This window comes from Actinoplanes sp. NPDC026670, from assembly GCF_040638175.1.
Lineage (GTDB): Bacteria > Actinomycetota > Actinomycetes > Mycobacteriales > Micromonosporaceae > Actinoplanes.
The window spans coordinates 49,945-61,415 of sequence record NZ_JBEZXU010000072.1 but is presented as its reverse complement, the minus strand read 5'-3'; the positions used below and the strand labels follow the sequence as shown (position 1 = coordinate 61,415).

At 70.7% G+C, this 11,471-nt stretch carries 9 protein-coding genes; 1 reads left to right on the top strand and 8 read right to left on the bottom strand.

The genetic code is table 11. From position 1 onward, the window contains the following. Nucleotides 1-54: 54 nt before the first annotated feature. Complete coding sequence (locus tag AB0E94_RS43545) at nt 55-753, bottom strand: hypothetical protein (protein ID WP_360339314.1); 699 nt, start codon at nt 751-753, stop codon at nt 55-57. Between the two features lie 65 nt (nt 754-818). Beyond that, nucleotides 819-1,691 (bottom strand): aminoglycoside phosphotransferase family protein, encoded by an 873-nt coding sequence (locus AB0E94_RS43540; protein WP_360339311.1) that lies wholly within the window; start codon nt 1,689-1,691, stop codon nt 819-821. 107 nt (nt 1,692-1,798) lie between these two features. On the opposite strand from AB0E94_RS43540, the gene AB0E94_RS43535 reads away from it, so the two are divergent. Continuing rightward, the gene (locus AB0E94_RS43535) at nt 1,799-2,146 is read left to right on the top strand and encodes a hypothetical protein (protein ID WP_360339308.1); all 348 of its coding nucleotides are present in this window, start codon (nt 1,799-1,801) and stop codon (nt 2,144-2,146) included. Here AB0E94_RS43535 and AB0E94_RS43530 read toward each other — a convergent pair. The 6 genes from AB0E94_RS43530 to AB0E94_RS43505 form a co-directional block, all read right to left on the bottom strand. After that, nucleotides 2,088-3,212, bottom strand: a complete 1,125-nt coding sequence (locus tag AB0E94_RS43530) for a hypothetical protein (protein ID WP_360339305.1) — start codon at nt 3,210-3,212, stop codon at nt 2,088-2,090. The genes AB0E94_RS43535 and AB0E94_RS43530 overlap by 59 nt on opposite strands. A 23-nt stretch (nt 3,213-3,235) precedes the next feature. Beyond that, a complete protein-coding gene (locus AB0E94_RS43525; RefSeq protein ID WP_360339320.1) occupies nt 3,236-3,556 on the bottom strand; it encodes a PadR family transcriptional regulator in 321 nt (106 codons plus the stop codon). Between the two features lie 148 nt (nt 3,557-3,704). Further along, a complete protein-coding gene (locus AB0E94_RS43520) occupies nt 3,705-4,676 on the bottom strand; it encodes a hypothetical protein (RefSeq protein WP_360339302.1) in 972 nt (323 codons plus the stop codon). Continuing rightward, nucleotides 4,673-6,217, bottom strand: a complete 1,545-nt coding sequence (locus AB0E94_RS43515) for a plastocyanin/azurin family copper-binding protein (RefSeq protein WP_360339299.1) — start codon at nt 6,215-6,217, stop codon at nt 4,673-4,675. Before AB0E94_RS43515 ends, AB0E94_RS43520 begins: the two co-directional genes overlap by 4 nt. 19 nt (nt 6,218-6,236) lie before the next feature. Then, nucleotides 6,237-10,166, bottom strand: a complete 3,930-nt coding sequence (locus AB0E94_RS43510) for a ThuA domain-containing protein (RefSeq protein ID WP_360339296.1) — start codon at nt 10,164-10,166, stop codon at nt 6,237-6,239. After that, a complete protein-coding gene (locus tag AB0E94_RS43505) occupies nt 10,163-11,167 on the bottom strand; it encodes a multicopper oxidase domain-containing protein (protein WP_360339293.1) in 1,005 nt (334 codons plus the stop codon). Before AB0E94_RS43505 ends, AB0E94_RS43510 begins: the two co-directional genes overlap by 4 nt. Between the last annotated feature and the right edge of the window lie 304 nt (nt 11,168-11,471).

Genomic DNA, 11,471 nt, shown 5'->3' with positions numbered 1-11,471 from the left:
GCGGGCGGTGGGCGCGGGCGGCGGGCGGTGGGCGCGGGCGGCGGGCGGCTGGGGCTATCCGGCCAGACGGGCGAGAGCCGGCCAGACACTCCAGAGCTGTGGCGTGGGTCCTTCGAGGCCGCCGTGCCCGATCGCCACCGCGAACACGATCATGACCGGGATCAGGGCCAGCGCAGGGGGAATGAGCGCGGCGACGACCGCCAGAGGTCGCCTGCTCAGCGGCCGGAACAGCGCGAACCCGGCGAGCCCTCCGGCCACGGCGCCGGCCAGGGCGCCGACAGTGGATCCGGTCGTCGACCGATAGAAGGTGACCGTCAGCCCGGAACCCTGTTGGACGTAGGCCATCACCAGGTCGCCGCGCTGAGCGTTCCAACCCGGGCAGACGAAGCCGGCGATGTCGCGTGGCTCAGTCCAGCCGTGCGCGGCCGCCCGCTCCCGGGCGATCCGGTCGTCGAGGCAGCCGGTGTCCGCATCCCCGCCGAGACTGACCTCGACGTATCCGGGACCGTACTCCTCGTCGCCGAGCGGCGACCCGTAGAGGTAGTCGCGCCGATCGATCTCAGCCGAGGCCGAGGTCGTGGCCGTGGACTCCGGCAGGATCTCCCGCACGAGTTGCAGCGCCTGATCGTTTCCGGGCAGCGCGCCGGAATCACGGCCGGCCACCCAGGACCCGATGTGGGCGCCGACGATGCCGGCCAGAAGAATCCCGAACGCCATCGCGGAGACTCGTGTCCATCGGCGGGGTTCGGCCATCGCGGGGTGCCACCTTTCACCACCCGGCCGATCGGCGCCGGGTGAGCCCGTGAGCCTAGACGATCTCAGGAGAGGGCTCGGAGGTCGTCCAGCAGTGCGGGCAGGGGTTCGGTGTGGTCGATCGAGGTGAACCAGGTCCACAGTTCGAGGGCGTGGAACATCCGGTACGTGTTGATGCGTTCGGCGCCGAACGGGGGCAGTGGGCCGTACCCCTCGAGCAGCGCGGCCCTTTTGATCGCCGAACCGCTGGTCTCGAACTGGATCGTCTTGGCCAGATCGGCCATCGGGTCCGCGGCCTGGGCGTTCTCGACGTCGATGAAGCCGGTGACCGCCCCCGCGTCGTCGACCAGGACGTTCCCCTCGTGCAGGTCGAGGTGGCACAGGACCGGGCCGGCGCAGGCCGCGAAATACCGGTCGGCGGCCGCCACCCGCCGGGCGACCGCGTCATGGATCCCGGCCGGCCCGCCGGCCTCCCGGAACGCGGCCAGCTGCCGGGCGAACCTCCGCCGCATGTACGTCGTGTTGTCGCCCTCCGGATCCACCACCCCGGTCGCCAGATCCCCGAACCCGGGCAGCCGGATCCGGTGCAGCGCGGCCAGGAAGCGCCCGATCCGCAGATACGCGGCCCGGTCGGTCGCCGGCGACGACGGGCGCTCCCACATCGGTTTCCCCGGCACCATCGTGAACGCCGTCATCGCCCGCGGCAGATCGACGCCCACCACCCGCGGCACCGGGCCGGCTTCGGCGATCAGCCGGTAAACGTACAACTCCTTGGCCTGTTTGGTCCGCCAATCGTCGGTGTAGCGCTTGACGATCAACGGTTCCGCCCCGGCGAGTCGCACTTCAAAGACGGAGTGCAGAGATCCTCCGGTACGCGGTACGACCTCGATGACGACACTGCCGCCGGGCAGCACGCCGTCCAGTGGTGGAACGATCACAGCGCCGAGGATAGGTTGCCGGGCACAGGGGGTCCGGAGCGCGTTCGGCGCCGGTCCGGCGAGTGGCGGTCGGGCCCCGGATCCGAAAGGTCTCTAGGCTGCCGGTCGTGGCACGGGCCAGGATCAGGGACATCGTCGTCGACGACATCAGCTACCGGTGGACCGTCGTCCCGGTCGACCCGGGTCACGTCCGGGTCAAGGTGTGGCGTGACGGGCCTGAGCACGGCGGCGTGCTGGAGGTCGTGGCGGCCTTCGACGATCCGTGGATGAACTACGGGCCGATCATCACCGCGCCGCCGGGCCGGGCCGCCGAGGTTTTCCAACTGGACCCGATCACCCCGGCCGTGGTCGAGGGGATCGTCCGGCAGGCGATCGGCGACGGCTGGCGGACGAACGTCAACGTGACGACCCGGCTGCGGCTGACCCGGGACCGTGGACGCCTGGAAGGTGGGTAGACCCGGTCAGTTGTCGGCCGGCGGCCGGGCGGCGCCGGGGCCGGACGGTCAGGGCGAGAGCTGCGGCGAGGGACAGGCAGCCGAGCAGGAACGGCAACGACAGGGCGGGCTGGCCGAGCCACTCCCACAGCGGATGCCAGCGGAAGTGCGGCTCGCCGGTGTGGTGCACGAGCACCAGCGGTGCGCTGAACAGGATCGGCGCCCACCACAGGAACATGCCGGTGCCGAACAGGAGATTCGCCGATGCCCTGGCCAGCGGCGTGCCGTGTTCGGTCCGCCGGCTCGCCCAGCCGAACAGGCACCAGGCCACCAGGGCTGCCGTCAGGAACCCGGCGATCCCGGCCGGATACACCGTCCACGGTGTCGCCCTGGTCATCGCGATGTCCATCACAGGGGTCGTGTTCGGGCCGTAGAGGTGGATGTCGAGGACGTTGTCGCCGCGCATCGCGTACACCGTGATGTCCGACGGAATCGTCGCCGGATCGCATCGCGGATCGCCGGGAATGCAGTCGTACGAATTGGAGTAGACCGGGCCGCGGGTCTCCCAGCCGGCCGCCGCCAGGCGTTGCCGCAGTTCGTCGAGGGTCCGCGCCCGGTCGCCGGCGGGCAGGCGGTCGAACGACGCGGCGACGGTGGCGAGCGCGTACTCGCCGCCGTCACCGAGCAGCAGGTCGGACGCCGCATCCCAGCTCAGCGGGCTGCCATAGATGACGAACACGGCCGGCGAACCGGCGTCGCCGATGTCACCGGCCGGGTCGCCGGGATAGAGCTGGTGCACGACACCGGCGAGCTCACCGTGGTCGAGCGGACGGGAACCGGCCCAGGCCAGCCACGTGGCGAACGACGCGCCGAACAGGGCACAGGCGAGCGTGCAGACCGTCGCCCACACGACCACGCTGCGGCTGGCCGGCCGCCCGAGCCGGGCCCGCAGGCCGTGGCCGATCAGGTTCAGCGCCAGGCGCGGACCCCGGCGGGCCGGGGCCATGTCACGGACCGTCTCGAGGATCTCCGCCCCGCGCTCGCGACGGTAGTCACGGGGGTAGGCCAGCAGCAGCCAGCGGTGCATCATCGCTCCCTGGGAACGTCGCGTCAGGCGGGGCCGGGGCGCAGCGCCCGGAGCCGTGAGTCGGCGGCGGACGCCAGCTGGCGCAGCCGCTCGGACTGCCGGGCGAGCTCGGCCCGGCCGTCGGCGCGCAGCCGGTAATACCGCCGCAGCCGGCCGTCGACCACCTCTTCGCCGCTCAGCTCGACGAGACCCTGCGCGGTCAGCCGGTCCAGGGCGGTGTAGAGGGTTCCGGGCAGGAGCGCCACCCGCCCACCGGACAGCACTGAGACCTCCTGGACGATCCCATACCCATGACGTGGCTGGTCAGCGAGCGCGGTCAGGATCAGGAACGTCGTCTCGCGCATCTCACTCACCACAGCAACATATATTGTTGATCAATATATGGTCAAGGTTCCTGCCCCCGGGTGGACATCTGCGGCTCGATTCGGACCGCGGGTCGCCACGGGGAAGGGCTGGAGACCCGGGACGGTCTCCAGCCCTTCGTGGGAAGCCCTACAGGTCGGCCGCGCCGGCCGCCGTGGCCTCCTCGACCGCCTCGGTACGGCGTGACTCGGTGCGCTCGGCCGCGTCGCCCTCCCGGGCCACCGCCGCCCGGCGCTGGGCTGCGGCGAGCCCGGCCGTGCCGGCGGCTGCCTGGGTGCTGATCACGCCGCCGCGGATCCGGTTGTCGGCGGCGATCCGGGCGGCCGGGTTGTTGCTGTTCACGGTGAGGGCGCCGTCGATGATGGTGTCCTCGACGCTGACCCCGCCGGTGGTGTTGGTGATGCTGACCTCCCGGCCGAAGTAGCCGCCCGACGCGCAACTGTCGAGCCCGCCGTTCGGCCCGAGCTGCACCCCGCCGAGGTTGCCGGCGAAGGTGGACCGGCCGCGGACCGCGCTGCCGCAGACCACACTGCCGGTGGAGCTGTTCAGCACGGACAGCACCCCGTCGACGAACGAGTCGTGCAGGTCGGTGTAGTAGGTGCCGGTGGTGCTGACCCCGCCGGTCACCTCGCTGCCGCGGTCCAGGCGCACCTCGCCGGCCTGCGAGTTGACCGAGCCGGTGATCGTGGTCGCCTCGGCGAACAGGAAGCTGTCGACCGTGGCGGTGCCCTTCGGCCGTACCGTGACCGGTCCGGTCGAAGCGTCCCGCAGGTAGAGGCCGTAGCCGCCGGCGGCGAGGACCACCGACCCGCCGACCGTGCTGCCGGCGGCGTCGAGGTATCCGTCGGCGGCGACCCGGACGTCGCCGTCGACGCGACCGCCGTCGATGACCAGGTTGGCGCCGGCGGCGACGCTGACGTTTCCGGTGATCACGGTGCCGGTCAGGTCGCAGGACTCGCCGGCCGGGACATACAGATCATTGGGTACGGTGACCGCCCCGCCCGTGCCGATGCAGTAGGTGACCAGCGCGGCCCCGGCCGGCGCGGGGGTGAGCACGACCGTGGCGAGCACGGCGGTGAAGGTAGCGGCGATGAGCCTCATGCTTGTTCTCCTCTGTCCGATGCCGCCGCGGCGCGGACGATGGTCCCCGCCTGCCGCTGGGTGATTTTCCCGGCCGTGACCAGCGTGTTCGTGACGCTTTCGACGTGCCTGACGAACGCGGCGTGGGTGGGGTGGCCGGCCCGTTCGCCGATCAGGTCGTTGATGGTGCAGCCGTTGCCGGTGTCGATGTTGCGGATCCGGGTGTCGTGACCGTCGACGATCACGGTGTCGCGGGTGTCCGAGCCGGGGCAGGCGTCCGCGCCCCGCTCGACGACGGTGAACGCGACCGACTTCTCCGCCGCGGTGTTGCCGGCGTTGTCCGAGGCCCGATAACGCACGGTGTGCGAACCCAAGGTCAAGATCCCGACCGCTTGGGTGTACGCCGTCCAGGCCCCGTCGTCGAGCCGGTATTCGATCGCCTTCAGCCCGGAACCGCCGGTGTCACTGGCGGTGACGGTGACTGTCGCGCTGCCGAGGTAGTTGCCGCCGGTGTCGCGTTCCCCGGTGACGGTGGCCGTGACCTGCGGCGGCGTGGTGTCCTCGACCGGTGGCGCGACGATGGTGAAGCTCGCCATCTGCTCGGCCGCCGTGTTGCCGGCGTTGTCGGTGGCCCGGTAGTGCAGCATGTGCGCCCCCACCGAGCTCACCACGACCGGCGCGCTGTAGACGGTCCACGCGCCGCCGTCGAGCTGGTACTCGATCCGGGCCAACCCGGACCCGCCGGTGTCGGTCGCGGTCAGCGTGGTGGTGGCCGGGCCGACGTAGTTCCCGGCGCTGTCGCGGGCGCCGGTGGTCTGCCCGGACACCACCGGGGGAGTGGTGTCCTGCGGCTGGGCGGCGACCACCCGGAACGCCACCGACCCGGGCTGTGACGTGTTCCCGGCGTTGTCGGTCGCCCGGAACTGCACCGAGTAGTCGCCGGCCGTGGTGATCGGGACCGGTGCGGCGTACGGCTGCCAGCTCGTGTCGTTGATCTGGTATTCGATGGTGCGGACCCCGGAGCCGGCGTCGTTCGCGGTGACGGTGACGGTCGCCGATCCGAGGTAGGCGCCCTGGGCGTCGCGGCTGCCGGACACCTGTGCCGTGGCGGTCGGCGCGGTGGTGTCCGGATCGGGGTTGCCCGAGGTGACGGTCAGCTCACCGACCATCGTGCTGTGCCCGGGGATGGTGCAGAAGTACCGGTACTTGCCGGGCGTCAGGGTGACGGTCGCGGTGTGCCGGCCGTTGCTGGTGTCGAACGGGCTGGCCAGGATGTTGAGGTTGACGTCGTGGTTGTAGCCGTCGGTGCTGGTGTCGAAGGTCAGCGTGTGCGGCATGCCGGTGGTGTTGCCGGTGGCCGCGCTGTTCTCCCAGACGATCGTGGTCTCCCCGGCGACGGCGGTGGCCGGGGCGGACCGGTAGGCGGTGATGTCGTCGCCCGCGGTCCAGGTCAGGGTCTGTGCGGCCGCGGCCGCCGGTGGGGTGGCGCCGGCGAGCACCGCGAGCAGCAGCGCGACGATCAGCGCCGCTCCCGCTTGCAGGCGTGGGATGGTTCGGTTCACGGCTTCTTCCTGTCTGTGCTCAGAGGGCGCGCACCCGGATGTTGCGGAACTCCATGAGGTCGGCGTCGCCGTGGTTCTGCAGCCCGATGTGCCCGCGCAGGAACTGCCGCAGGTCGGTGGCCGGGTCGCCGGCCCGTGACGACTGCTTGCCGGGCGTGTTGTCGAACTCGTTGATGACCACGCCGTTGCGCAGGATCGTGTAGTGCTGCCCGACGACCCGTACCTCGTAGTCGTTCCACTGGTTCTTCGGGGTGACGCGGGCGTCGGCCAGGGTCACCGGGTCGAAGTTGTAGATCGAGCCGGTCTTCTGCGGTTCGCCGGTGTCACCGTCGTAGAGCTGGATCTCGTGTCCGCAGTAGATGGCCACCCACGCCTGGGAGGTGCGCGCCGATCCGACCGTCCCGCAGCTGCCGGCCGGGCGGTCGGCGAGCGGGATCCGCGGGTCGGGGAACCTGGTGAACACGCCGCTGTTGGCCCTCGTGGTGCCGGCCGCGACGTCCTTGAACTGGAGTTTCAGCGAGAAGTCGGCCAGTTCCCGGGTGTGCCAGAGCATGCCCAGGCCACCTGACGGGCGCAGCGACCCGTCCGGCCGGATGGTGAACTGCCCGCTCGGCGCCTGCTGCCAGCCGGCCAGCGAGGACGCGGTGCCGTCGAACAGCGGGTCGTATCCGGTGTGACCGGGCCGGCCGATCGGCGTGGCGGCCGCCGCACGGGTCAGCACGCCCGCCTGCCGGGCGTCGTAGTGGTCGCGGGCGACCGCGGTGACGTGCCTGACGAAACCGTCGTGGTCGGGCCAGGTGCTCTCGTCGTCGATCAGGTCGTTGACCGTGCAGCCGCCGCCCACCGCCTTGCTGGGCACCCCGGTGTCGGAGCCGTCGAGCCAGACGTTCGTCCTGGTGTCCGGCACCGCGCAGCCGACGTCCACGCTGACCTGGGTGGTGACGGTCTCGCCGTCGGCGTAGGTGACGGTGTGCCGGGCCGTGTACGCGCCCACCGCGGCGTAGACGTGCTGCGGGTCGGCCAGGGTGGACGAGGCGCCGTCGCCGAACTCCCAGCGGTGGCTCACCCCGCCGGACTTCGAGCCGGTGAAGGCGTACGTCAGCGGCTTGTTCTGCACCGCGACCGAGGTGGCCTGCGGCGCCGGGCTGGCCGGGCCGCCGGTGTAGGTCACCCGCAGCAGCTTCTGTGCCGCGTGCAGGCTGAAGAAGCCGCCGCCGTAGTCGAGCAGGTAGAGCGCCCCGTCCGGGCCGAACTTGGCGTCCATCCAGCTCATCAGCCGGTTGTCGGCGTTGCCGCCGGGCAGGATGGCGCGCAGCGTCTCCCCGAACAGCGGCGGCTTCTGCTGCGGCACCCCGGCCGGGTCGACGGTGATCGCGACGCGGTTGGCGGCGTTCGACTGGTCGCCGATGAACCACTTGTCGTCCCAGTAGACCGGCCACTTCACCGTGCTGGCCGGGTCGGCCAGGTCGTGGTGGTAGGTCGGGCCGGACATGATCGCCTGGCCGCCGCCGCGCAGGTACGGCTGGGTGTAGACGGCGTCCGCGTTGACGTAGTTCGGGATGCCGCTGCCGTCGGCGCGGGGCGGGAAGACCGGGCCGCCACCGCCGGGCGCGTACCAGATCATGTTGTCCCGGGCCGGCGGGATGTCGGTCAGGCCGGTGTTGCGCGGCGAGTTGTTCTTCAGGTTGTTGCAGTCGTACCAGCCGGTGAGCTGGGTGGCGTCGGTGGTGCTGCGGTCCCGGTACGGTTGCCGGTTGCCCATGCAGTACGGCCAGCCCTGGTTGCCGGCCGAGGTGATGATGGTGGCCGTCTCGTACTTGGCCGGGCCGAGCTCGGGGCTCGGGTTGGTGGCGTCCGGGCCGACCCAGCCGGCGGTGAGCCAGTCGGTCTCCGGGTCGATCTGCAGGCGGGCGATGTTGCGTACGCCCATCACGTAGATCTCCGGCCGGGTCTTCTCGGTGCCCGGCGGGAACAGATTGCCCGGCGGGATGGTGTAGGTGCCGTCCGCTTCCGGGTGGATACGGATGATCTTCCCGGCCAGGTCGTTGGTGTTGCCGGAGGTCCGGCGCGCGTCCTGGAACGAGATGCCGGCGAACTCCTGGGTCCAGTTGTTGCCGGAGTAGCCGGACGAGCCCTCGGACGAGTTGTTGTCGCCGGAGCCGATGTAGAGGTTGCCGGCTTTGTCGAAGGCCATCCCGCCGCCGGCGTGGCAGCAGCTGTGGATCTGCACCGGGAACCGCAGCAGATCCTTGCGGGTGGCCTGGTCGATGGTCTGCGCGGCGTGGTCGTAGGTGAACCGGCTGACGGTCCGGTCACCGACCCGTTTGGTGCGGTCGACCGAGTCGTGCGGCATCCAGTAGACGTAGAGCCAGCCGTTCTCGGCGAACTTCGGGTCCGGCACGATGCCGAGCAGGCCCTCCTCGTTCTTGACCAGCTCGGTGCCACTGCCCCGGTTGCCCATCACGGGCAGCGTGGTCAGCAGTTTCACCTGCTTGGTGCGCGGGTTCCAGGAGTGGATGGTGCCGCAGCCGAGGCCCACCTTCGGGTCGTCCCAGCTGACCACCGGCCCGGTCGGGCAGGCGGCCTTGCCGACGTAGAAGACGGTGCCGTCGGCGGCGATGGTCAGGCCGTGCGGCTCGCCGATCTGGTCCAGCTGCCCGGTCTGGTTGGCCACGGTCAGCCGCTCGACCTTGTAGTTGGCGGCGACGGTGGCCTGGCAGTCACCGCGCACGATGCCGGAGGCCCACTTCAGGGCGCCGGTCAGGTGCTTGCGGAAGGCGTCCTCGTCGTAGCTGCCGGCGGTGTGGCCCATGCCGGTGTAGAAGGACCGGCCGCCGTCGTAGTCACGGCACCAGGAGACCGGGTGGAACGCGCCGTTCGCGCTGGTCCCGGCGTTGTAGTGGCGTTCCTCGACCTGCGCCACGGTGTGCACCGTGCCGAGCGGGTTCGGGTCCCAGTTGTACCAGCGGTCCGACCTGGTGATCGTGCGCGGCAGGCCCGCCGTGGACGGGTGCCGGGTGTCCAGCACGTCGACGACCGCCTGGTTGACCGCGGGCGGCGGCGGGACCACGGCCTCGGCGGTGAACAGCCGCAGGTTCGCCAGCTGGATCAGCGGCTCGCCACTGTTGGCGGTGACGTCCAGTTTGAAGAACCGGAAGTTCTGCGGCGCGGCCAGGTCGAACCGGCGGGTCTGGAACCGGTCCGGGAAGCTCTGCCCGGTCCGCTTGTCGACCTCGGTCCAGGTCTGCCCGTCGGCGGACGCCTGCAACGTCCAGTCCTTCGGGTCCCGGCCGGGGAAGTCGTTGGCCGACGTCAGCGCGTACCCGGTGATCGCCTTCGCGGCGGCCAGCTCGTAGGTGACCCAGCCGGTCGCGGTGCGGACCAGCCATTTCGTCGCGTTGTCGGCGTCGGTGAGCTTCTCCTTGGTCTCGTTGGGCGGGTTCTCGCCGCTCGCGGTGACCTTGCTGACCGGCTCGGCGGCCGGGATCGAGCCGGCCGGGCGGGTGCCGATCAGGCCGGTGAACCAGGTCGAGTCCAGCTGGGCCTTGGCCGCATCGGCGATGCCGACGAAACCTCCACCCCCTCTGATGTACGACTGGAGCGCGCCCTCCTGATCACGGGTGAGGTCGGCGCCGGCCGCCGACAGGAAGACCACCGCCCGGTGCGCGGCCAGCCCGGACGGGGTGAACACGGCCGGGTCGGTGGACTCGGTGACGGTCAGCCCGGCCGGCTCGGCGAGCGCGTCGATGGTGGCGGTGGCCTTGGCGACCGGGTCGTCCTGGCTGGTGGCCGCGCCGTGGAAGACCAGCACCGACTGCTGCGGTGCGGCCGCGGGCGCCGCCGCGGCGACGGGTGCGGTGGTGACCTGGGCTGATCCGGTGAGGACGAGGAGTGCCGCGGTGGCGGCGGTCAGCGTTCGCCGTACCGGATGATGGATTTTTGCTCTCATGCGCCGTGCCCCCCATGATCGTCGGTGCGTTGCGACGTGGTGGTGTGTGCGTGGCCCTGGAAGCGGTGGATCGCCTCCTCGGCGCCGGGCGGCATGCTGCCGTCCGCGTTGCGGACCAGGAAGATCCCGGACATCCCGCCGTCCGAGTGGTTCTGCACGTGGCAGTGGTACATCCAGGCGCCGGGGCCGACGCCCTCGCCGGCGATCACCTGGAAACCGAACGAGCTGCCCGGGTTGAGGTCCTTGTTGTCGATCGTCGGGCTGGGGTCGCTGACGCTCTCCAACATGCCGGTGCGATTGTCGACCCAGCGGTGCGCGTGCAGGTGGAAGGTGTGGAACAGGTTGCCGTGGCCGATGGCGACCCACTCCACCCGCTCGCCGAGGTTCGCCTCGAACATCGGCGTGTTCGGGGCGGCCTTGTTGTTGATCGTCATGTCGTGGAAGACCACGGTGAACTGCTTGTCCGGCAGGATGTCGCCGCGCCTGCGCACGATCAGGCCGCCGTAGAGGCCCTTGGCCACGCCGCCGGTGCCGTGGTCGGTGCCCATCGCGTGGTCGTGGTAATGCCAGTAGCCGGCGCTGCCGGGCATGAACCGCCGGCCGGCGGCCGCGAACATCTCCCGTGACCGCCACACGTAGGTGCGGATCTCGCCCGGGTTGTTGTACGACTCGTGCAGCGGGCTGCCGTCCGAGGTGGTGCTGTAGTCGACGCCGTGCGCATGGATGGACAGCCGCTGGTTGGTGGTGTTGACCAGCGTGATCTCGAGGGTGTCGCCCTCGTACATCTCGAGCAGCGGGCCGGGCACGGTGGCCTGTCCCGGCGCCAGCCCGTATCCGAAGAGCCCGCCCGGCAGGGCTTCGGCCCAGATGGTGATCCTCCTGGTCGCCCCCGCGTTCGCCGCGCTGCCGGTCAGTGCCACGGCCGCCCCGATGGCGGGCACGGCGAGACCGACGGCGCCGGTGGCGAGCACGGCCCGGCGGGAGAGGACGGCGTCGTCCATGCGTCTCCTTCCACTCGTGAGACGGCAGCACGACATCACGGAGTGTCGCGGTAGGTCGTCCCACCGGACACGCCGTCGATAGGGGAGGGTGATGTCGAGGTGTCGCTCAGGAAATCCATAACTTTCGCTGGATGGCACCAAGCTATGCGTCGTATAGACGAAAGTAAAGGTCCCTAAGCGATAAGTCCGCCGGTTCGTTGCCGGAGTCTTCGCACTTCAGGGGGCATCGGCCGGGCCTGTGGACCGTCGAGCGGTGTTCGATCCGCGAGCGCGATGTTTGTTTCGATGACGTTGCGTCAATACA